Origin of the sequence: Sphingomonas rubra (genome assembly GCF_900115745.1) — a bacterium.
Taxonomy (GTDB): domain Bacteria; phylum Pseudomonadota; class Alphaproteobacteria; order Sphingomonadales; family Sphingomonadaceae; genus Sphingomonas; species Sphingomonas rubra.
Genome location: NZ_FOXP01000005.1, coordinates 232,571 through 252,988 on the forward strand (window position 1 = coordinate 232,571; position 20,418 = coordinate 252,988).

Here is a 20,418-nt window from a genome sequence, read left to right on the forward strand (position 1 = left end):
AGACGGACCGATCGACGCGGCATGGCAAGAAAATATTTCGGCACCGACGGGATTCGCGGCCTGACCAACGCGGGCGCGATGACCGCGGCGATGGCGATGAAGGTCGGCATGGCGGCCGGCGCCTACTTCCTGCGCGGCGACCACAAGCACCGCGTGGTGATCGGCAAGGATACGCGACTGTCGGGGTACATGCTCGAATCAGCGCTGGTCGCGGGCTTTACGAGCGTGGGCATGGACGTGGTGATGACCGGGCCGCTGCCGACGCCTGCGATCGCCATGCTGACCCAGTCGATGCGCGCCGACATCGGCGTGATGATCTCCGCCAGCCACAATCCCTTCGCCGACAACGGGCTGAAGCTGTTCGGCCCCGATGGCTACAAGCTGTCCGACGAGGCGGAGGAGGCGATCGAGGCGCTGATCGACGGCGACGTCCCGCTCGTGCCGTCCGGGCAGATCGGCCGCGCCAAGCGGATCGACGACGCCGCGGGCCGGTATATCCACTTCGCCAAATCGACCTTCCCCTCCGACCTGACGCTGGACGGGATGCGGATCGTGGTCGATTGCGCGCACGGCGCCGCCTATCAGGTCGCGCCCGCCGCCTTGTGGGAATTGGGGGCGGACATCGTCGCGATCGGCGTCGCGCCGAACGGCACCAACATCAACGACGGCGTCGGCTCCACCGCGCCGAAGGCGCTGGGCGAGGCGGTGGTCGCGCACCGCGCCGATATCGGCATCGCGCTGGACGGCGATGCCGACCGGCTGATCGTGGTCGACGAGCGCGGGCGGGTGATCGACGGCGACCAGCTGATGGCGACGATCGCCGCCGGGTGGGCGCGCCAGGGCCGGCTGAAGGGTGGCGCGCTGGTCGCCACCGTCATGTCCAATCTGGGGCTGGAGCGGCACCTGGCGGCGCAGGGCCTGGGCCTCGTCCGCACCAAGGTCGGCGACCGCCACGTGCTGGAGGCGATGCGCGCGCGCGGCCACAATGTCGGCGGCGAGCAGTCGGGCCACATCATCCTGTCCGACTACGCCACCACCGGCGACGGCCTGGTCGCGGCGCTGCAGGTGCTGGCCGAGGTGAAGCGTGCCAGCGCGCCGGCCAGCGAGGTGCTGCACCGGTTCGAGCCGCTGCCGCAGCTGCTCCGCAACGTCCGCTTCGCAGGTGGCAAGCCGCTCGACGCCGCGCCGGTCAGGGCGGCGATCGCCGAGGTCGAGGCGGAACTGAGCGGCCGCGGCCGCCTGGTCATTCGTCCCTCCGGTACCGAGCCGGTCATCCGCGTGATGGCGGAGGGCGACGACGCCGCGCAGGTCGAGCGCGCGGTGGCGCGGATCTGCGACGCGGTGACCGCGGCCGCCACCCAGGAATGAGTGGCGGCTGATGCAGGCGCGCGAATTGCTGGGCACCGCCCGCGTGCCGGGCGGCGAGGACCTGCGCCTGTTCGCCAAGGGCGGCGACTTCGTCATCGCGCTGGATCGCAACGAGCTGATGTCCAGCCGGATGAGCGGGTCCGAAGAGGCGCTGGCGACGATGACGCTCGACCGGCTCGGGCACGTTCGCGCGCCGCATCTGCTGATCGGCGGCTACGGCATGGGCTTCACGCTGCGCGCCGCGCTCGCCCGCCTGCCCGGGGACGGCCGCGCGACGGTGGTGGAGCTGGTGCCGGAGATCGTCGCTTGGGCACGCGGGCCGATGGCGGCGATGACCGGCAACTGCCTGGACGATCCGCGGACCATTCTGCACATGGGCGACGTGGCCGACGCGATCCGTTCGGCGCGCGGGGTGGATGCGATCCTGCTCGACGTCGACAACGGGCCCGACGGGCTGGTGCGGGCGGCGAACGACCGGCTCTACTCGGAGGCGGGGCTCGCGGCGGCGCGCGCGGCGTTGGCACCCGGCGGGGTACTGGCGGTGTGGTCGGCCGGTCCCGACAACGCGTTCCGCCGCCGGCTCGAACGCGCGCGCTTCGCGGTCGACGAGGTGGCGGTGCGCGCGCGGTCGAACGGCAAGGGGCCGCGCCACGTCATCTGGTTCGCGACGCCGCGGTGACGGGGATGCTCGACGTCCACGCCCGCGATCTGGCGCAACTCGCCGCGCGCGGGCGGCTGCGCGCGCTGGCGCCGCGCCGCGGCGTCGACCTGGCGTCGAACGACTATCTCGGCCTGACCGGGTCGGGCGCGCTGGCGAAGGCCGCCGCTGACGCGCTCGCGCGCGGCGTGCCGGTGGGGTCGGGCGGGTCGCGGCTGCTGCGCGGCAACCATCCCGAGCACGAGGCGCTGGAAGCGGAGGCCGCCGCCTTGTTCGGGAGCGAGGCGGCGTTGTTCCTGTCGTCCGGCTACGTCGCCAATCTCGCGCTGTTCGCCACGCTGCCGCAGGTCGGCGACCTCGTCGTCCACGACGCACTGGTCCACGCCAGCGCGCACGACGGCATGCGTCTCGGCCGCGCGGAGGTGCGCGCCTTCGCGCACAACGACGTGGCCGCGCTGGACGACGTGATCGCGCACTGGCGCCGCGACGGCGGCCGCGGCCGCGTGTGGATCGCGGTGGAGAGCCTGTACGGCATGGACGGCGACCGCGCACCGCTGCCCGACCTGATGGCGGTCGCCGAGCGGCACGATGCCTTTCTGCTGATCGACGAGGCGCACGCGACCGGCGTGTTTGGGACCCGCGGCGAGGGGCTGGCCGGCGGGCTGCACGGCCATGACCGGGTGGTGACGCTGCACACCGGGGGCAAGGCGCTGGGCTGCGAGGGGGCGCTGCTCTGCCTGCCCGCGACGTTGCGCGACCATCTGGTCAACCGCGGGCGCGGGTTCATCTTCTCGACCGCACCCTCGCCGCTGATGGCGGCGGCGCTGCGCGCGGCGCTGCGCCTCGTCGGCGAGCCCGACCGGCGCGAGCGGCTCCACCGCCTCGTCGCGCAGGCCCAGGCGGTGCTCGCCCCTCTCGGCGTGCGCGCGACGGACACGCCGATCCTGCCGCTGATCGTCGGCGACGATGTCGAGACGATGCGCCTGGCCGCGGCGGTGCAGGCCGCGGGGTTCGACGTGCGCGGCATCCGCCCGCCGACGGTGCCGGCGGGCACCGCGCGGCTGCGGCTGTCGATCACCCTCAACATCGACGCGGACGAGGTGGATGCCCTCGCCGCCGCCCTGGCGAGGGCGCGGGCATGAGGCGTGCGATCGTGGTGACCGGCACCGATACGGAGATCGGCAAGACGGTGGTCGCCGCCGGCCTCGCCGCGCGGCTCGGCGCCTTCTACTGGAAGCCGGTGCAGGCGGGGCTCGACGACGGCAGCGACCGCGAGACGGCGGTGCGCCTCGGCGTGCCCACGGACCGCATCGTGGCGGAGGCGTACCGGCTGACCACCCCCTACTCGCCGCACCGCGCCGCCGCGATCGACGGGGTGGCGATCGATCCCGCCCGCCTGTCGCTGCCCGCGGTCGACGGCACGCTGATCGTCGAAGGCGCGGGCGGGGCGCTGGTGCCCCTCGCCGACGACCTGCTGTTCGCCGACCTGTTCGCGCGCTGGGGTGCGCCGGTGGTACTGGTCGCGCGCACCACACTGGGCACGATCAACCACAGCCTGCTGACGATCGAGGCGCTGCGCGCGCGCGGGCTGGCGATCCTTGGTGTCGTCTTCGTCGGCGAGCGGCAAGAGGACAGCGAGACGACGATCGCGCGGATCGGCGGCGTCCGCCGGATCGGGCGGCTGCCGCGGCTCGACCCGCTCGACGCCGGCACGCTGGCAGCGGCGATCGACGCGCATCTCGACCTGGAGGCGTTCGCGTGAACTCGCCGATCTGGCATCCCTTCACGCAGCACGGCCTGGGCGAGCCGATCCCGCTCGTCACGCGGGCGGAGGGTGCGGTGCTCCACACCGCCGACGGGCAACGGATCGTCGACGCGATCTCGTCCTGGTGGGTGACGACGCACGGCCACGGCCATCCGCGGATCGTGGCCGCGATCGCCGAACAGGCGCAGCGGCTGGACCAGATCATCTTCGCCGGCTGGACGCACGAGCCGGCCGAGGAGGTCGCGCGCGGGCTGCTCGACATCATGCCGGTCGAACTGACGCGGGTGTTCTTCTCCGATTCGGGATCGACCAGCGTTGAGGTCGCCTTGAAGATGGCGCTGGGATATTGGCTGCACCGCGGCGAGCCGCGCCATCGGCTGCTGGTGATGGAGCATAGCTATCACGGCGACACGATCGGCACGATGTCGGTCGGCGCGCGCGGGGCGTTCAACGCCGCCTACGAGCCGCTGCTGTTCGACGTGGAGACGCTCCCCTTCCCCGCCGCCGGGGCGGAGCAGGCGACGCTGGACGCGCTAGAGGCGGCGTGCCGCGCGCGGCCGGCGGCGCTGATCGTCGAGCCGCTGGTGCTGGGCGCGGGCGGGATGCTGTTCTATCCGCCACGGGTGCTCGCCGAGATGCGGGCGATCTGTGCGCGGGCCGGCGTGCTGTTCATCGCCGACGAGGTGATGACCGGCTGGGGCCGCACCGGCACGCTGCTGGCCTGCGAACAGGCGGGCGTGGTGCCCGACATCCTCTGCCTGTCCAAGGGGCTGACCGGCGGCGCGGTGCCGCTGGCGGTGACGATGGCGAGCGAGGCGATCTTCCAGGCGCACTGGTCGCAGGATCGGGCGACCATGTTCTTCCACTCGTCCAGCTACACCGCCAACCCGATCGCCTGCGCGGCGGCGGCGGCGAACCTCGCCATCTGGCGCGAGGAGCCGGTGCTGGAGCGGGTCGCCGATCTATCGCGGCGCCAGCGGACGCGGCTCGACGCGCTCGCCGGGATGCCGGGCATCCACAACCCGCGCGCGCTCGGCACGATCGCGGCGATGGAGATCGGTGGGGGCGGGGGCGCGTACCTGTCCGCGCTGGGGCCGACGCTGATGGCGCATTTCCGGGAGCACGACCTGCTGGTCCGGCCGCTGGGCAATACGGTGTACGTCATGCCGCCCTATTGCATCGGCGACGACGATCTCGACCGGGTATATGCCGCGATCGGCGAGGCGGCCGAACGGTTCGGAAGGTCAGTCAAGGAATTGCGCGACCGGTGACCGGAGTAATGCCGTCACACCGGGCTCGTCCCGGTGTCCAGGGTCAAGCAGCGTAACGCCTGTGACCCTGGATGCCGGGACGGGGCTCTCCTGAGCTTCGTTGAAGGGCCCGGCATGACGGAAAGCGGAAACGAGAAGGGCGACCCGTCGCCGGACCGCCCCTCGCATCGACACGGCCGGCCGGCTTAGGCCGCCGGCTTGTCCTTGTTGTAGATCGCCGCGGCGGCGCGCAGGATCTCCAGGATCTTCTCCAGCGCCTTGGGCTCGTCGATCTGCTCCATCGCGGCGAGCTCGCGCGCCAGGCGGCTGGCGGCGGCCTCGAAGATCTGGCGCTCGGAATAGCTCTGCTCGGGCTGGTCGTCGGCGCGGAACAGGTCGCGCGTCACCTCGGCGATCGAGGCGAGGTCGCCCGAGTTGATCTTCGCCTCATATTCCTGCGCGCGACGCGACCACATCGTCCGCTTGATCTTGGGCTTGCCCTTCAGCGTCTCCATCGCCTCGTTCATGGTCTTGTCGGACGACAGCTTGCGCATGCCGACCGATTCGGCCTTGTTGGTCGGCACGCGGAGCGTCATCCGCTCCTTCTCGAAACGCAGCACGTAGAGTTCGAGACTGGTGCCCGCGATCTCCTGCTTCTGCAGTTCAATCACGCGGCCGACGCCGTGTTTGGGATAGACGACGTAGTCGCCGACGTCGAAGAACAGCGCCTTGGCAGCCATGGGGAGCCTTTCGGGTCGTGGCCGGGCGGCTGGCGACGAGGCCAGTGCCGGGCCGGGTACGGAGGATCATGGACGCAGGCAGCAACACGGCCGCGCCCGATGCGGACGTTCCTAACAGATCGGCAATAAAATTACCAGCCTTGCGTCAGCGTCGCTGCCCCGCCCCCTGGTGGACCCGCCTCAGTCGCCGGCGCCGGGCTCCGGCGAGAAATATTGGTCGAACTTGTTCGCGACGCCCTTCATCTCGTCGGCGTCGGGCGGCGTCTGGTCGAGCTTGCGCGTGACGTTGGGCCACTGTGCGGAGAAGGTGGTGTTCAGCTCCAGCCACTTCTCCAGCCCGTTCTCCGTATCCGGCAGGATCGCCTCGGCCGGGCACTCGGGCTCGCACACGCCGCAGTCGATGCACTCGGACGGGTTGATGACGAGCATGTTCTCGCCCTCGTAGAAGCAGTCCACCGGACACACCTCGACGCAGTCCATGTACTTGCAGCGGATGCACGCGTCGGTGACGACGTAGGTCATGGGGAACTCCGGGAATTCTTTGGGGGGCGACTAGGCGCTGTACCGTCCCTTCGTCAATCGAGCTCGTCCTGGGGGTTCTGTAGATCGGTGTAGCAGGTGCGCGCTTCCGGTGCCGGGCCGCGGCGATGGGGCAGCGCCTCGACACGGATCACCCGGATGCGGCCGTTGCACGCGAAGGTCAGCACGTTGCCCGGTCGCACGCCGGCATGGGCGCGGTCGATCGCCCGGCCGTCGAGCCGCAGCCGGCCGTCGACCGCGATCGCCTGCGCGGCGCTGCGCGTCTTGGCGAGGCGCACCCACCAGAGATAGCGGTCGAGCCGCATCGCCGCGGGCGTGGGATCAGCCATGGCCGAGCAGCGCGGAAAGGCCGGCAAAGGCGTTGTCGCTCGCCGGCTTGACGGGCGCGCGGCGCGCGGGCGGGCGACCGCGCCACACCCAGCGTGCCTCCTCCCCGCGTACCGGCTGGAAGCCGAGTTCGGCCATCAGCCGCGCGATCGTCTCCGGCTCCAGCCCCATCGAGGTGGCGAGCGCGGGGTCGGGCGCGAAGGGCGCACGGCCGGTGCGGGCATCGTGTGCGGCGCGGGCGATCCGCTCGACCAGGTCGACGCGCACGGCCTGATGGGCGAGTGGACGAAAGCCGGCGGCGAGCTCGGCGCCGGGTGCCCCCCGCGGCAGCACGGCGGCGCCCTCGCGCGGCATCGCCGGCGGCGTTCCTCGCACCGCGAGCAGCGCCGCGCGCAGCCGGGCGGGCGCGGGCTTCAGCAGGCGCGGATCGAACAGGTCGAGCGCGCCGACGGTGACGCCCAGCTGCCGCAACGCGCGCCGCTCGTCCGGCGATAGCGCGTCGAGCAGCGCGCGCAGCGGCAGCCGGGGAGCGAGGCCGCCCGCCGCCTCCACCGCGGCGGCGACAGCGCGCCAGGCGGGCGTCGCGACGGCGTCGCGCGCGGCATCGGCAAGGCGGGCGAGCACGGGCACCCGCCGCTCGACCTCGGCCGCCAACCAGCGCGACAGCCGATCGGCGACGCGGGCGCGAGCGGCGGCGTCGAGGCAGTCGAGATCGCGGTGAAGCACGATCCGCGGGCGCGCCAGCGCGGCGCCGGACGCGAGCGTCGCCACCGGATGGCCGGACCAGACGATCGCCACCTCCTTGTCGACGGCCAAGGCGAAGGCGGTATCGGCGCCCGCGACCAGCTCGGCCGCGCGGCGCGCCCGCTCGGCGCCGAGCCGCTTCTCGGCGGCGGCGAGCAGCATGCGCTTGTCGCCCGCGCGCGCGCCGGGCTCGACCGAGAAGCGGAATCCGTCGAGGCGGCCGATCGGGTGGTCCTCGACCGTCACCTCGCCCGCGGGGCCGACGACCACGGGCAGCGCCCCGGCGTCCGCGCCGATGCGGCGGATCAGCGCGGTCGTCCGCTTGTCGACGAAGCGCTGCGTCAGACTGGCGTGGAGACCGTCGGACAGCCGCTCCTCGATCTCGCGCGTGCGCCCGGCCCAGTGGGCGGCGTCGGCGAGCCAGTCGGGACGCTGGGCGATATAGGCCCAGCTGCGGATCGCGGCGAGGCGACCGGCAAGCGTCTCGACGTCGCCGGCGACGGTGTCGAGCCGGGCGATCTCGTCGGCGAACCATTGGTGCGGCAGATGCCCTCTGCCCTCCGACAGGTAGCGGAACACCCGCTCGACGAAGCGGGCGTGCGGGTCGAGGCCGAGCTTGCGGAAATCAGGCACGCCACACGCCGCCCACAACCGCGCCACCATACGGGGGCTGCGGGTGCGGTCGCGCACCCAGCCCTCCTCGGCGAGGCGTTTGAGGACCAGCAGATCGGTGGCGGGCGGCGCCGCGCGCAGCACGCCGGGCTCGGGCCGGCGCTCCAGGTCGTGGATCAGCGCGTCGACTGACGATAGGTCGGGATCGCCCTCGCGCCAGTAGAGATGGTCGAGCCGCGGGAAGCGATGCTCCTCGATCGCCAGTACCTCCTCCGGCAGGAAGGCGCCCGGCCCCTCCTCGGCGAGCGCGCCGAAGGTGCCGTCGCGCTGGTGACGACCGGCGCGGCCGGCGATCTGCGCCATTTCGGCCACCGTCAGGCGACGCTGGCGACGACCGTCGAACTTGTGGAGCGACGCAAAGGCGACGTGCGCCACGTCCATGTTCAGCCCCATGCCGATCGCGTCGGTGGCGACGAGGTAATCGACCTCGCCCGCCTGGAACATCGCCACCTGCGCGTTGCGGGTGCGGGGGGACAGCGCGCCCATCACCACCGCCGCGCCGCCGCGCAGCCGGCGCAGCATCTCGGCCACCGCGTAGACCTCCTCGGCGGAGAAGGCGACGATCACCGACCGCTTGGGCAACCGGCTGATCTTACGCGCGCCGGCATAGGTGAGCGTCGAGAAGCGCGGGCGGTTGACGATCTCGGCGTCCGGCACCAGCGCCTTGACCATCGGGCGCAGCGCTTCGGAGCCGAGGATCATCGTCTCCTCGCGCCCGCGACGGTGGAGCAGCCGATCGGTGAAGACGTGGCCGCGTTCCAGGTCGGCGCCCAGCTGCGCCTCGTCCAGCGCGACGAAGGCGGCGTCATGCTGCGGCATCGACTCCGCCGTGCACAGGAACCAGCGCGCGTCCGGCGGGACGATCTTCTCCTCGCCCGTGACCAACGCGACCCGCTCCGGCCCCTTCAGCGCGACGACGCGGTCGTAGACCTCGCGGGCGAGCAGGCGCAGCGGGAAGCCGACGATGCCGCTGGAATGGGCGCACATCCGCTCGATCGCCAGGTGCGTCTTGCCCGTGTTGGTCGGGCCGAGGACGGCGGTCACGCTGCCGGAGGCGCAGGACTTCATGGGGGGAACATCGGGGCGGACGCGCGCGAACGCAATGATTTAAGCGCGTTCCGCCGCCAACAACACTCCGCCGCGCAGGCGCGCCCGTTCGTCGCAAGTGCACGGGCGCGGCGGGCCGGTTAATTTGACTTTAGCACCTCGCCTCCACAACGATCCGACCTGCGCCGGGGGGAGATCGGCGACTGTTTGCGAGAGCGCCGTTGTTCCTGAAAACCGACCAGGGTCTGGAGTTCGCCGGCGGCACCAGCGCGCGCGGCCTGCGCACGCCCGCGCGACCGGCCCCGCGCGCCGCCGGTGACGATTGGCGCGCACGCGCGGCCGGCATCGACTGGGTGCCCGATCTCGGTGCGCAGATCGGCTCGCGTACCTGGTGGCGCGGCCTCGCCACCTGCACCGCCCTGTGCGCCGCGACCTGGGCCCTCGCGCCCCCGCTCGCCCCGCCGATGACCGGCGCCACGTCGGCGCCGTTGTCGGGCAGCGACTGGCAAGCGGCGCGCGCGCAGAGCATCGCCCCGCTCGGCCTGGGCGGCGATACCGGGCGGCGGATGGCGGCGAGCGACCTCGTCCGCCCGCTCGCCGAGGCGCCCGAGCGGCCCGAGATCGAGCTGACTGCGACACTGGGCGACGGCGACGCGCTGGACCGGGCGCTGGCCCGCGCGGGCGTGTCGCGCCAGGATGCCAAGGAAGCGGCGCGGCTGGTCGCGGCCACCACGACGCTGGACGCGATCCCGTCGGGCACGCGCATCGCGCTGACGCTCGGCCGGCGCCCGGCCCGTACGCAGCCGCGCCCGCTCCAGGCCATGTCGCTGCGCGCGCGGTTCGACCTCGCCGTGTCGCTGGCGCGGGTCGGCGACGCGCTGGTGTTGACGCGGCGGCCGATCGCGGTCGACGCCACGCCGCTGCGCCTGCAAGGGTTGGTGGGGTCCAGCCTCTACCGCTCCGCGCGCGCTGCGGGCGCGCCGGCCAGGGCGGTCGAGGCCTATATCAAGGCGCTCGCCACGCGACTGTCGATCGGCCGCGACGTCGGCGCGGCGGACAGTTTCGACATGGTGATCGAGCGCGAGCGCGCCGCCACCGGCGAGACGCGGCTCGGCGACCTCCAGTTCGCCGGCCTCGACCAGGGCCGGAAAGCGGTTCGGCTGGTCCGCTGGCAGGCGGCGGGCGAGCGGGCGAGCGACTGGTTCGACGCGGCCGGTGGCGGCAGCGAGCGGCGCGGCACGATGGGGATGCCCGTCGCCGGCCGCGTCACCTCCAATTTCGGCATGCGCGTGCATCCGCTGCTCGGCTTCATGCGGATGCACAAGGGGATCGACATCGCCGCTCCCTACGGGGCGCCGGTGCTGGCGACGATGGGCGGCGTGGTCCGGTCGGCCGGGCGCAACGCGGGCTACGGCAATTTCGTCAAGCTCGCGCACGCGGGCGGCCTCGCCAGCGGCTACGGCCATCTCAGCCGCATCGCGGTGTCGGCGGGAACGCGCGTGCGCCAGGGGCAGGTGATCGGCTATATCGGCTCCACCGGCATGTCGACGGGGCCGCACCTGCATTGGGAAGTGTGGCGCAACGGCCGGTCGATCAATCCGCGATCGATCTCCTTCGCCAGCGTCGCGCGATTGTCGGGCGGGAACCTGGCGGCGTTCAAGCGCCGGGTGGCATCGCTGCTGGCGGTGCGGCCGGGCCGCTAACGAGAACGGGGCGGCAGACTCCTCGCCTGCCGCCCCGCTCATGGTTCCCGAAGGCCGCTGCCTTAGAAGTGGAACACCGCGCCCGCCATCGGGCGGAAGCTGTCGGCGCTGCCGAAGGTCGACACTTCCATGCGGAAGCGGACGCCCGAATTGCCGGTGATGCCGCCCAGGCCGATGTCCTTGGGGCCGACCTCTGCACCGATGCCGTAGGTCACGGCGTCATAGTCGCGGCTGTTGTTGCCGAAGCGGTCGAAATTGACCCACTGGTAGCCGACCTTGCCGTAGAACAGGCCGCTCTCGCCCGCGCGGAAGCCGAAGCGGCCGGCGGCGCCGTACTGCCAGTCGATGTCGCCGGTGAAGCCCTTGGTCACGTTGCCCTCGGCACCGACGAACACGGGGCCGAGCGGCACGTTCACGCCGACGATACCCTGCACCAGGCCGCCGTCCAGCTTGTTGCCGCCGATCGGCGTTGCGGGGATGCCGTGGCCGGGATTGCGGTCGAACTTCTCGTACCCGCCGAGGACGGCGACGTAGGGCTCGATCCCGAACGCGCGGGTGCCGTCGGGCGCGGTGGCGGTGCCGGCGGGCAGCGGCTCACCGCCGGCGTCCTGCGCGAGGGCGGGAGCGGCGAAGGCGACGGCGGCGAGCGCCGCGGTGGCGAGGAAAGCAGAACGCATGTGACAGAACCTTATGATCGACGTTGAGTTCGCTGCCGAGGCGGCGAGGACCGGAAGACGAAGCGGCGGACACTTCGTTGCACGTCGGCGGACCGATCGATCGGCTTTTCCGGCATTGTTGCCGGAACGACACGGTTCCTGTCGGGCACATGAACCAAGAATGACGGAAATCGGGCAACGCCGTGGCGTTGCCGCGACGACACTGTGTGTCTCTGCCGCCTTTTTCCGGCCGGCTCGGGACCTGAACGGTGCGTTCGCGGCTATTTGCCCTGCGCGCGCCAGCGCTGGATGGTGCGGCCGATGATCTGATCCTCGCCGCCAGTGTTGCGCCACAGTTGCGAGAAGAGCGGGTCGCCGGAGGCCGGGCGCTTGTTCTCGTCGAGCGCGTCGATCGACACCCGGATCGGGATGGCGACGCCCTCGCCGCAGATGATGCACTCGCGGTTGCGCAGCGCCGGGATCGAGTCGAGAAAACCGCGCGCGCCCTCCGGCATCGCGGCGCGAACGAATGCCTGGTCGCGGTCATTGTTGAGGCGCATGGCGATGATCGTGCCGCACTGCGACAGCACGCCCTCCGCCAGGTCGGACGGGCGCTGGGTGATGAGGCCGAGCGACACGCCGTATTTGCGCCCTTCCTTGGCGATCCGGCCGAGGATGCGGCCGACCGAGTTCGCCTGATCGCTGCCGGCGGGAACGTAGCGATGCGCCTCCTCGCAGACGAGGAGGATCGGGCGCTGCGGCTCGTTGCGCGACCAGATGGCGTAATCGAACGTCATGCGGCTGAGCACCGCCACCACCACCGCCGTGATGTCCGACGGCACGCCGGAGACGTCGACGATCGAGATCGGCTTGCCGTCGCCCGGCAGGCGGAACATGCGCGCCAGGAAGTCGGCCATGGTGTCGGCGACCAGCATGCCGGAGAACATGAAGCCGTAGCGCGGGTCGGCCTTGATCTCGTCGATCTTGGTCTTGAGGCGCAGATAGGGCGCGGTGTCGCCGGCACGGTCCATCTTGCCCATCTCCAACCCGATCAGGTTGGTCAGGTCCGACAGCAGATAGGGCACGGGCGCGTCGACCGTCAGCTTGGCGATCTCCTGGCCGATGCGGCTCTTGCCCTTGGCCATCAGCAGGCATTTGGCGAGGATGTCCGCGTCGATCTGCCGCTGCGAGCCTGACGTGGTCAGGAATACCTCACAATGCTCCTCGAAGTTCATCAGCCAATAGGGCATCTGGAGGTTGGACACGTCGTACAGCGCGCCGGTGCCGCGAAAGGCGGAGGCATATTCGCCGTGCGGGTCGATCATGACGATATGGCCCTGCGGCGCCATCTCGCAGATGCGGTGCAGGATCAGCGCGGCGGCGGTCGACTTGCCGGTGCCGGTCGATCCGACCAGCGCGAAATGCTTGCCCAGCATCGCGTCGACGTAGAGCGCGGCCCGGATGTCGGCGGTGGGATAGATGGCGCCGATGCCGATATGCGCCCGGTCGTCGGCGGCGTAGATCTGCTGCAGGTCGGCGGTGGTGACGGGAAAGATCTCGCACCCGGGCATCGGGTAGCGGGTGACGCCGCGGCGGAAATGATAGAGCTTGCCGGTCAGTCGCTCCTCGTCGCCCTCGCCCAGGAAATCGATGTCGGCGCCGATGCAGGTGCCCGCATCGTCCTCCAGCCCGAGCGCGCGGACGTTGGCGATCAGCCAGGCGCCGCCGACGCGCATCTTGATCTGGCTGCCCACCTGCCCGCCGCTGCCGACGACGGGATCGGCGTCGCCCGCCAGCGCCTCCACCGCGGCCCGGTCGAGGAGCACGCGGCTCGATGCGCCGGCGACGCGCAGGACGCAGCCGATCGGCGCGAAGGCACCGGACAGCGCGTTCGTCATCGCGGGCGAGAAGGCGCTGGGCGCGGGCATATGGGTCATGTCGACGAGGCTCTCCTGATGGGGAGCGGATCTAGCCCGGCAGGCGTAAATATATGGTAGGCGGGCCTATAACCGTCGCGCCACCCAGCCGGCGATCCAGCCGAGCGCCACCGACAGGCCGACCGCGACCAGGCCGTAGGCGATCTCCGACCGTTCCGCCGCGCGCGCCACGAACCGCTCGAACCCGGATTTGCGGATGTCGATGTCGCGCACCGCGGCGGCGAGGACGCGGCCGTCGCGGATCAGAAAGGTCTCCGCGGTGAAGCGGCCGACGGGCACGCGCGCGGGGATGCCGACGCGCGCGCGGTACAGCACGCCGTCAGTGACCTGAACCGCGTGCGGGTCCTCCAGGTACAGCCCGGCGCGCTGGCGCAGGTCGACCAGGCCGCGGCCGAAGCGCGCCTGCACCTCCGGCGCGTCGCTGGAGGTCGGCGACAGCTGCAGGCTGCCGAGCCCCAGTTCGTAGATGGCGCGCGTCCGCTCGTCGACGATTTGGCCGATCGGGCGCGACGAGGCGATCGCGTAGAAGGACGGCGCCGACCGGTATCGGGCATGCGCGGCGTTGACCCAGATGCCGGCGACCTTCTCCTTTTCGCGCAGCAGGATCGACTGGGTGGGACCCTTCACCACCACGACGATGTCGGCGGGCTTCTCGCCCGCCGGAACGCGGCCGCCGGGGTAGAGGATGGCGCCGAACAGCAGCAGCTCGGCTCCGGTGAAGGAATAGGCGATGTCGATCGCGCGCTGCGACACGTCGGGCACCAGCACCGGCGCCTGCCCGGTCAGCAGCGGCACGAGGAGCAGCGGGGCGATGCGCCTTCTCATCCGGCACTTACCGTGAAGATTTCCTCGGGCCGCCACACCAGCCCCAGCAGGATGCGCACGCCCACCGCCAGCACGATCAGCGCCAGCGCCAGGCGAAGATATTCGGGCTTCACCCGGTTGGCGAGCCGCGCCCCGATCTGCGCGCCCGTCACCGATCCGATCAGCAGCAGCCCGGCCAGCACGATGTCGACCGCGCGCGTGGTGGTGGCGTGGACCATGGTGGCGACCGCGGTGACGAACAGCGTCTGGAACAGGCTGGTGCCGACGACCACGCCGGTCGCCATGCCCAGCAGGTAGATCATCGCCGGCACCAGGATGAAGCCGCCGCCGATGCCGAGCAGCATCGTCAGGATGCCCGTCGCGAAGCCGAGCAACAGCGGCGCCAGCGGCGAGATGTAGAGGCCCGACGCGTAGAAGCGGGTACGGAACGGCAGGCTGGCGACCAGCGGGTGGTGCCGCCGCTTGGCCGCGCGCAGCGCTTCTCCCCGGCGCGACACCAGGATCGCGGCCAGCGCCTCGCGCAGCATCAGGCTGCCGATCCAGCCGAGCATGGCGACGTAGACGACGCCGATCACCGTATCGATCTGCCCCAGTTCCTGGAGTCGCCGGAATGCCCAGGCGCCGGCGCCGGTGCCCAGCACGCCGCCGCCGACCAGAACGCCGCCCATCTTGAAATCGACACCGCCGCGGCGGACGTGCGCGAACACGCCGGACACGCTGGCCCCCGTCACCTGGCTCGCCGACGAGGCGGCGGCGACGGTCGGCGGGATGCCGTAGACGATGAGGAGCGGCGTCGTCAGGAACCCACCGCCAACCCCGAACATGCCCGACAACAACCCGACACCCGCGCCGAGCAGCACGATGACCAGCGCGTTGACCGACAGGTTGGCGACGGGGAGGTAGAGGTCCACGGGGCCACCCCGTACCGCGTGTCGGCCTAGAAGTCGCCGCCGATCGACAGCGCCGGCCCCGATCCGGGCCGCGCGCGGCCGGCGACGCGCTGCCGCCAGTCGAGCGACAGGCGCACGGCGCGGCCGGCGATCGGCGTGACCAGCGCCGCGCTCGGCCCCAGGTCCAGCCGCGCCGCGCCCGGCTGCGCCCCGCCCCATGCGCCGGCGCCGAGTTCCACCCGCGTCGATCCCCGCCGCGCCACCGTTCGCGCGATCCGCGCCGCGCCGTCGACGAAGCCGATCACGCCGTCGCGGCGACGGATGCCGCCCGCCTGCCCGTAGGCGTCGACGCTGAAACCGAGTGCCACCGGCGTCGGGTCGAGGCCGCCGATCGCCATCAGCGTCGTGCCGCCCCGGCCGCCGTCGATCGCCAGCCGCTGTTCCGCGACGAGGTGGATCGGCGCGCGCGTCGGCTGCCAGTCGAACCCCAGCGCCACCTCGGCACCGCGGCCGGCGAACGGCGCCGACAGCCGGGCCGCGAGCGCGACGCGGTGGCCGAGCGCGTAGGTCACCCGCGCGCCCGCCTGCGAGGCGCCGAGCTGGCCGTTCGCCAGCGCATCGGCGCGACCGCCGCGGGCGATCAGCCAGGCGCTGCCGGCCCAACGATCGGGCGGCGTGGCGAGCGGTGCGGGGCGCAGCGGCGGCGGCTGGCGCGGTGGCGACGACGGCTCGATGCCGACAGCCGCGGCAGGAGCGCTGGACACCACGATCCTCTGCGGCTGCACTGGCGGCTTATCGGGGCGAGGCTCCGATCGATGGACGGCGGCGATGCGGGAACGCTCCCGCCGCCCGGCAGCGACGGGTGCCGCGGCGATGGCGCCCGGCGGCCGCGTCGCCGCCGCGACGGGCGGCGCGATCGCGCGGACGAGGTCCGGCAGCGTATCGATCGTCGGCCATAGCAGCGCGACGCGCGCGATCGTCCAGCCGCCCAGCGCCATCGCCAGGAACTGGAGCGGGCGACCTGCGCGGATCATAAGGTCGGCCGCTTCGTCGCGTCGATCGCGGCGACGTCGGGAAAATGATGCTGCGTCTTGTCCCATGTCACCGCGCCACCGCGCAGCATGGTGACGTAGCGCCACACGGCGCGGCGCGCGGCGAGCAGCGCGATATAGTTGCCGACCAGCAGCCGCGGCACCGACCAGCACGCCTCCCGCCAGCCATAGACCTGGCGGGTGATCGCGGCGCGCATGCCGATCCGCCACAACAGCAGCACGGCATTGCCGGGGAGCAGCGCCGCGACGCCGTCGCTCGGCTCCTGCGCCTGCGTGCCCGCCAGCCAGTGCGACACGGCCGACACGCCCCAGAGAACGAGCGCGAGATAGGCGGCGGCGAGGACCAGCACCGCGAGCGGCGCGCGACGATCGCGCGCGCGCATCCAATGGTCGGGCAGCGCCAGCGGTCGTGCCCAACCGGTGCGGTCCCAGCCGGCGAGCGCGATGCCCGTCATCCAGCGCGCCTTCTGCCTGACCGCCGCATCGACCGTGTCGGGGAAATAGGCGCGTACCGCGACCGTCGCGCCGCTCGCATCGTCGACCCGCGCGAACAAGGCGCGGCCGCCGAATTCGGCGATGCGCAGGCCCAGTTCGTAATCCTCGACCAGGCTGTCCGAGTCGAACGGGTCACCGCCGCGCGCCGCCGCGATCCGCCGCAGCATGTCGGGCGCCATCGCGCATCCCGTTCCCGCCAGCGGCATCCCCGCGCCGAGCGCGGTGCGGACGACCATCTGCTTCACATGCGCTTCGGCTAATTGGTCGCTGCCTCAACTTCGGCTAAGCAGGGCGCCTTATGTCGGGAGGCACGAACATGGCAGAGCCGACGGTTGCTGAGCTGGAAGCACTTATTCGCAACGCGCTGACGATGGCCGACGAGCTCGATGAGCTTCTGGTTGGCGCGCTCCTCTCAACCGCGCTGGATCAACTCGCGGAGCCAATCGGGTCGCCTAGGTAGGGCAAACCGATGCCAGCTGATGCCACGTTGATCGAATCTCTTTCTCCTCAACAGATTGCCTGTCTCCGCCTTGTTGCCGATCTGCGGACGTCCAAGCAGATCAGCGAGCTGCTCGGCATCTCGTCGCATACGGTCGATACGCACCTCTCCAATGCGGTGCGCAAACTCGGCGTCTCCAGCCGCATGGAGGCGGCGCGCCTCCTGGTAGAGGCGTCGCCAAACCCTCCCGAACGATTGACCGATCAATCTCCGCCAGTGGCAGAGGCAGCAGTTATACCTTCTGAGCCGTCGAGCCAGCTGGTAGCGGCGCCCGTCGGAAGACAGGTAACGTTGCCACGCTGGACGCGGCTGGTGATTATCGCCGGCGGCGCCGTTGCCTTGGTTTACGCGGTGGTCCTGATCATCGTCGGAGCCGAGGTCCTCACCAGGATGGCGAGATCCTACAGCCATCCGACCAACGCCGAGGCGACGTCATCCCGTGCCGGAGCGTCGCGGGAGACCTGAGTTGCACCACACCCGACAGGCAATTGCCCGCACGATTGCAGAGCCGCTGATCGCCACTGAGCGCGCGATCGACGAAGCGCTTGCGCAGGCCGGCACGATGGCAACCGCGATGGCGCAAGGCCGAACAGCCGCCAAGCTGCCCGCTGCGATGGGTCAGGACGTTTTCGAAAGCCTTGGGCATGCCATGGCGGCGCTTTTCGAAGCACGGCGCAAGATCGTGGAGGCGCACAACGGCCTTGATCGAACGCGTGAGTACCTCCGCATGCCGGTCGTGAACTTCGGCGATGAGTTCGCCAAGCCCCCGGCAGCTGCGACGAACCTGACCGTCGTCCGCGACGCCGCCTGATCAGCCTCGGCCATGCCGCTCAACATCCTCTTCTTCAACAGTCTGCTTCTCGCCACCTGCGGTTACGCGGCGTGGCGAGGTGGCCTACCGGAGAGGTATGTCGCAGCGTCGCTGTTTGTTGCGGCCATGGCTACGCTGGTCACGATCTCGCCCTACTCGACCCGGTTTGTAGGCGTCGAGTACGGCGTTCTCGTAGTCGACTCGGCGCTACTGGTAGTGCTCGTCGCGATCGCGCTTCACGCAAATCGCTATTGGCCACTCGCCCTTGCCTCGCTTCACCTGGCGTCGCTTGTCGCTCACTTCGGGAAGCTGCTTGACTATAGCATGGGTGGCTGGGGCTACGCCTTCCTGCTCAAGCTGTGGGCATATCCCATGCTGCTGACCTTGGTCATCGGCACCATTCGTCACCGCCGACGCGTCAGCCAATTCGGCGTTGACCGCTCTTGGAGCACCTTCAATGGCTGACAGCTCTGCGTGCAACGCAGTACGCCTTTACAATGACCGCAGACGTAGAAGTGACTTCTTTCCTCGCAAGCTGTTTTCCGATCAAGGATGGGACCTGCTGCTGTGGCTCTTCATTGAAACTGAACGCGGTCGTCGCGTATCAATTACCGAAGCCGCGCGAGCGATACAAAGCACGACGGAGACCGCGTCCCGGTGGATTGCTGCGCTTCAGCAGATGAATTTAGTTGATCCGTCCTCGACTAGCGAAAGTCTCATGCTGGCCGATGAGGGGCATCGGCGCATGAAGCAGTTTCTAGGCGATGCGGAGTGAACCCAGCCGACAGCGATCAGCTAGACGCGGCTTGAGTGAAGCCGGTCAGGGCCATCACCTCGTCGATCCGCCGGACGACCTTCAGATCAACGCCACGCAGCTTGCCTTTGGCAGGCACCAGCTCGATCCGCTGGATCAGCGCGCGGATCTGCGGGATTGCCTCCAGATGGGCTTCCGGATCGGCGAGTAGCCCCTCCAGTCCCTCTATCTGGCGACGGTAATCGTCGGCGAGGCCAGGGTGGAGGGTGAGGACCGGCAGCGCGTTCATGGACGCCAATTCGCGGCGGATGCGCTCGTGATCGTCCCGCGCGGTCGCCAAGGCGGCCCGCACCTCGGCGAAACTGGAGCCGCCCTCGGCAATCGCGGCGACCAGGCGGTCGCGCTTGCGCTCGGCCTCGGCGAGGCGTCGCTCCAGCCGATCTCGATCGCGCGTCAGCGCCTGCGTCTCGCGCGCATGCTCGCGATGGTAGGTGCGGACGTAAGCCGAGACGACGTCGGGGGCGAGCATCTGGCCCTTTAGCTCGGCGAGAACGCGCGCCTCGTAGCGGTGGCCGGTAATCATCCGGCGGTTGGTGCAGGCCTTCTCGTGCGCGCGGGCGCAGCCCCAGATGCGCTGGCGCGCCTTGCCGTTGTCACCGACGATGATCCACGGCCCGCCGCAGACGCCGCAGACGCCCAGCCCGGACAGGACGTGCTTGGGCCGGCGCGCTCGCTCGGGGCGCATGGCGGACATGGCGAGCAGTTGTTGCTGCGCCGCCTCCCACAGGGCGTCGTCGATGATCCGGAGGTGAGGCACGGCACCGACGGTGACTTGCTCGTCCGACGCGCGGACCACCGTCTGCCGGGTGGCGGGCGACTGGACGCCCGTGGTGCGGCCGTAGACGATCTCGCCGACATAGAGGCGGTTGCGCAGCATGCCGTTGCCGAGCGCGGGCGCGCCGAGCAGCGTCGTTGCCCGCCAGAACCGGGCGCGGGGTGCGGGTATGCCGCCCTCGTTCAGCGCCGACGCAATCGCGCGAGCGCTGCGCCCGGCCGCGAACTCGCGGAAGATGCGCTGGACGATCACCGCCTCGTCAGGCTCGATCTCGCGCAAGCCGCGGACCAGATTACCCGCCTCGTCGAGCACAGGCTTTCGGCGATAGCCGTAGGCGACGCTGCTCGGCGACCGACCCTTGGCGACCACGCCGCGTTGTCCCCGCCTAACCCGGGCGGCCAGATCTTCGCGCATGCGCGCGTCCATCAGCCCTTTGATGGTGCCGGTAATCTCGTCGACCTCGCCGTCGAGCAGCGTGAACAAACGGGCCCCGGCGAAGCGCAGCCGTTCACGGATCTGGAAGGCGTCGCCCTGGTGGCGCGCGATGCGGTCGGTCGACTCAGTCAGCACCTGGTCGATGCCGCCCGCCTCGACGCGGGCGAGCATGGCATGGAGCCCGGGACGCTGCGCCTCCCCTACCCCGGCGGCGCCGCTGATCGCATAATCCGTGTAGAGGTCGACCTCCTCCCAGCCTTCTCGTTCAATGCGCTGTCGCAGTAACGAGACCTGATCCTCGATCGAGCGGGCGTTCTGGAGCTGTTGTTGCCCCCTAAAGGCCTGACGGGTCCTCGCGGGTTTGCGCGATGTACTCGCGGGGTGATCGATAGCCCAGAGCGCGATGCGGATGCAC

At 70.9% G+C, this 20,418-nt stretch carries 22 protein-coding genes; 11 read left to right on the forward strand and 11 right to left on the reverse strand.

The features are described 5' to 3' along the window. The first annotated feature begins 21 nt into the window (after positions 1–21). Genes glmM through BM145_RS08285 form a run of 5 tightly spaced genes read left to right on the forward strand, consistent with a single transcriptional unit; the run spans position 22 to position 5,062 of the window. A complete protein-coding gene (gene glmM / locus BM145_RS08265) occupies positions 22–1,368 on the forward strand; it encodes a phosphoglucosamine mutase (protein ID WP_093333163.1) in 1,347 nt (448 codons plus the stop codon). A gap of 10 nt (positions 1,369–1,378) precedes the next feature. Next, complete coding sequence (locus tag BM145_RS08270) at positions 1,379–2,047, forward strand: polyamine aminopropyltransferase (RefSeq protein ID WP_093333164.1); 669 nt, start codon at positions 1,379–1,381, stop codon at positions 2,045–2,047. A 5-nt stretch (positions 2,048–2,052) separates the two neighbouring features. Further along, positions 2,053–3,168, forward strand: a complete 1,116-nt coding sequence (locus BM145_RS08275) for an 8-amino-7-oxononanoate synthase (RefSeq protein WP_093333165.1) — start codon at positions 2,053–2,055, stop codon at positions 3,166–3,168. Further along, complete coding sequence (bioD, locus tag BM145_RS08280; protein WP_093333166.1) at positions 3,165–3,788, forward strand: dethiobiotin synthase; 624 nt, start codon at positions 3,165–3,167, stop codon at positions 3,786–3,788. The genes BM145_RS08275 and bioD overlap by 4 nt, the downstream gene beginning before the upstream one ends. Next, a complete protein-coding gene (locus BM145_RS08285; RefSeq protein ID WP_093333167.1) occupies positions 3,785–5,062 on the forward strand; it encodes an adenosylmethionine--8-amino-7-oxononanoate transaminase in 1,278 nt (425 codons plus the stop codon). The genes bioD and BM145_RS08285 overlap by 4 nt, the downstream gene beginning before the upstream one ends. A 185-nt stretch (positions 5,063–5,247) precedes the next feature. Here BM145_RS08285 and BM145_RS08290 read toward each other — a convergent pair whose 3' ends face one another. From BM145_RS08290 to BM145_RS08305, 4 genes are all read right to left on the reverse strand, one after another. Continuing rightward, complete coding sequence (locus BM145_RS08290) at positions 5,248–5,781, reverse strand: CarD family transcriptional regulator (RefSeq protein WP_093333168.1); 534 nt, start codon at positions 5,779–5,781, stop codon at positions 5,248–5,250. Positions 5,782–5,961: 180 nt separating this feature from the next. Beyond that, positions 5,962–6,303: a ferredoxin FdxA gene (gene fdxA / locus BM145_RS08295; protein WP_093333169.1), complete on the reverse strand. Its 342-nt coding sequence runs from the start codon at positions 6,301–6,303 to the stop codon at positions 5,962–5,964. Positions 6,304–6,356: 53 nt separating this feature from the next. Then, positions 6,357–6,650: an RNA-binding S4 domain-containing protein gene (locus BM145_RS08300; protein WP_093333170.1), complete on the reverse strand. Its 294-nt coding sequence runs from the start codon at positions 6,648–6,650 to the stop codon at positions 6,357–6,359. Further along, positions 6,643–9,132 (reverse strand): helicase-related protein, encoded by a 2,490-nt coding sequence (locus BM145_RS08305; protein WP_093333171.1) that lies wholly within the window; start codon positions 9,130–9,132, stop codon positions 6,643–6,645. The genes BM145_RS08300 and BM145_RS08305 overlap by 8 nt, the downstream gene beginning before the upstream one ends. Positions 9,133–9,332: 200 nt before the next feature. On the opposite strand from BM145_RS08305, the gene BM145_RS08310 reads away from it, so the two are divergent. Further along, complete coding sequence (locus tag BM145_RS08310; RefSeq protein WP_093333172.1) at positions 9,333–10,814, forward strand: M23 family metallopeptidase; 1,482 nt, start codon at positions 9,333–9,335, stop codon at positions 10,812–10,814. A 62-nt stretch (positions 10,815–10,876) separates the two neighbouring features. Here the strand turns inward: BM145_RS08310 and BM145_RS08315 are convergent, their stop codons facing one another. The 6 genes from BM145_RS08315 to BM145_RS08340 form a co-directional block, all read right to left on the reverse strand. After that, positions 10,877–11,491: an opacity protein gene (locus BM145_RS08315; protein WP_093333173.1), complete on the reverse strand. Its 615-nt coding sequence runs from the start codon at positions 11,489–11,491 to the stop codon at positions 10,877–10,879. A gap of 260 nt (positions 11,492–11,751) precedes the next feature. Further along, positions 11,752–13,407: an ATP-binding protein gene (locus BM145_RS08320; protein ID WP_093333174.1), complete on the reverse strand. Its 1,656-nt coding sequence runs from the start codon at positions 13,405–13,407 to the stop codon at positions 11,752–11,754. A 66-nt stretch (positions 13,408–13,473) separates the two neighbouring features. Next, positions 13,474–14,232, reverse strand: a complete 759-nt coding sequence (locus tag BM145_RS08325) for a TIGR02186 family protein (protein WP_093333175.1) — start codon at positions 14,230–14,232, stop codon at positions 13,474–13,476. After that, positions 14,229–15,143 carry a sulfite exporter TauE/SafE family protein gene (locus tag BM145_RS08330; RefSeq protein WP_093333176.1) on the reverse strand — a complete coding sequence of 305 codons (915 nt, stop codon included), beginning with the start codon at positions 15,141–15,143 and terminating at the stop codon, positions 14,229–14,231. The genes BM145_RS08325 and BM145_RS08330 overlap by 4 nt, the downstream gene beginning before the upstream one ends. 26 nt (positions 15,144–15,169) lie before the next feature. Further along, complete coding sequence (locus BM145_RS08335; RefSeq protein WP_245739186.1) at positions 15,170–16,156, reverse strand: hypothetical protein; 987 nt, start codon at positions 16,154–16,156, stop codon at positions 15,170–15,172. Then, entirely contained in the window at positions 16,153–16,905 is a 753-nt protein-coding gene (locus BM145_RS08340; protein WP_093333212.1) for a glycosyltransferase family 2 protein, read from the reverse strand. The genes BM145_RS08335 and BM145_RS08340 overlap by 4 nt, the downstream gene beginning before the upstream one ends. An 80-nt stretch (positions 16,906–16,985) precedes the next feature. Here BM145_RS08340 and BM145_RS16020 point away from each other — a divergent pair, with 80 nt between their 5' ends. From BM145_RS16020 to BM145_RS15685, 5 genes are read left to right on the forward strand one after another with little or no spacing between them, the layout of a single operon-like run. Then, positions 16,986–17,129 (forward strand): hypothetical protein, encoded by a 144-nt coding sequence (locus BM145_RS16020; protein WP_177200127.1) that lies wholly within the window; start codon positions 16,986–16,988, stop codon positions 17,127–17,129. 9 nt (positions 17,130–17,138) lie between these two features. Continuing rightward, positions 17,139–17,633 carry a helix-turn-helix domain-containing protein gene (locus BM145_RS08345; protein ID WP_093333177.1) on the forward strand — a complete coding sequence of 165 codons (495 nt, stop codon included), beginning with the start codon at positions 17,139–17,141 and terminating at the stop codon, positions 17,631–17,633. A gap of 1 nt (position 17,634) precedes the next feature. Continuing rightward, positions 17,635–17,979 (forward strand): hypothetical protein, encoded by a 345-nt coding sequence (locus BM145_RS08350; protein WP_093333178.1) that lies wholly within the window; start codon positions 17,635–17,637, stop codon positions 17,977–17,979. A gap of 12 nt (positions 17,980–17,991) precedes the next feature. Further along, positions 17,992–18,444, forward strand: a complete 453-nt coding sequence (locus tag BM145_RS08355) for a hypothetical protein (RefSeq protein WP_093333179.1) — start codon at positions 17,992–17,994, stop codon at positions 18,442–18,444. Further along, positions 18,437–18,754, forward strand: coding sequence for a hypothetical protein (locus BM145_RS15685; RefSeq protein ID WP_143090144.1), 318 nt, complete (start codon positions 18,437–18,439; stop codon positions 18,752–18,754). Before BM145_RS08355 ends, BM145_RS15685 begins: the two co-directional genes overlap by 8 nt. Positions 18,755–18,770: 16 nt before the next feature. Here the strand turns inward: BM145_RS15685 and BM145_RS08360 are convergent. Further along, positions 18,771–20,418, reverse strand: a 1,648-nt coding sequence (locus BM145_RS08360; protein ID WP_342741800.1) for a recombinase family protein, incomplete at its 5' end; no start/stop codon positions are given.

Coding starts and splice junctions, on each gene's coding strand:
- glmM (WP_093333163.1), top strand. CDS start 22: ATGGCAAGAAAATATTTCGGCACCGACGGGATTCGCGGCCTGACCAAC.
- BM145_RS08270 (WP_093333164.1), top strand. CDS start 1,379: ATGCAGGCGCGCGAATTGCTGGGCACCGCCCGCGTGCCGGGCGGCGAG.
- BM145_RS08275 (WP_093333165.1), top strand. CDS start 2,053: ATGCTCGACGTCCACGCCCGCGATCTGGCGCAACTCGCCGCGCGCGGG.
- bioD (WP_093333166.1), top strand. CDS start 3,165: ATGAGGCGTGCGATCGTGGTGACCGGCACCGATACGGAGATCGGCAAG.
- BM145_RS08290 (WP_093333168.1), bottom strand. CDS start 5,781: ATGGCTGCCAAGGCGCTGTTCTTCGACGTCGGCGACTACGTCGTCTAT.
- fdxA (WP_093333169.1), bottom strand. CDS start 6,303: ATGACCTACGTCGTCACCGACGCGTGCATCCGCTGCAAGTACATGGAC.
- BM145_RS08300 (WP_093333170.1), bottom strand. CDS start 6,650: ATGGCTGATCCCACGCCCGCGGCGATGCGGCTCGACCGCTATCTCTGG.
- BM145_RS08305 (WP_093333171.1), bottom strand. CDS start 9,132: ATGAAGTCCTGCGCCTCCGGCAGCGTGACCGCCGTCCTCGGCCCGACC.
- BM145_RS08315 (WP_093333173.1), bottom strand. CDS start 11,491: ATGCGTTCTGCTTTCCTCGCCACCGCGGCGCTCGCCGCCGTCGCCTTC.
- BM145_RS08320 (WP_093333174.1), bottom strand. CDS start 13,407: ATGACCCATATGCCCGCGCCCAGCGCCTTCTCGCCCGCGATGACGAAC.
- BM145_RS08325 (WP_093333175.1), bottom strand. CDS start 14,232: ATGAGAAGGCGCATCGCCCCGCTGCTCCTCGTGCCGCTGCTGACCGGG.
- BM145_RS08335 (WP_245739186.1), bottom strand. CDS start 16,156: ATGATCCGCGCAGGTCGCCCGCTCCAGTTCCTGGCGATGGCGCTGGGC.
- BM145_RS08340 (WP_093333212.1), bottom strand. CDS start 16,905: ATGGTCGTCCGCACCGCGCTCGGCGCGGGGATGCCGCTGGCGGGAACG.
- BM145_RS16020 (WP_177200127.1), top strand. CDS start 16,986: ATGGCAGAGCCGACGGTTGCTGAGCTGGAAGCACTTATTCGCAACGCG.
- BM145_RS08345 (WP_093333177.1), top strand. CDS start 17,139: ATGCCAGCTGATGCCACGTTGATCGAATCTCTTTCTCCTCAACAGATT.
- BM145_RS08355 (WP_093333179.1), top strand. CDS start 17,992: ATGCCGCTCAACATCCTCTTCTTCAACAGTCTGCTTCTCGCCACCTGC.
- BM145_RS15685 (WP_143090144.1), top strand. CDS start 18,437: ATGGCTGACAGCTCTGCGTGCAACGCAGTACGCCTTTACAATGACCGC.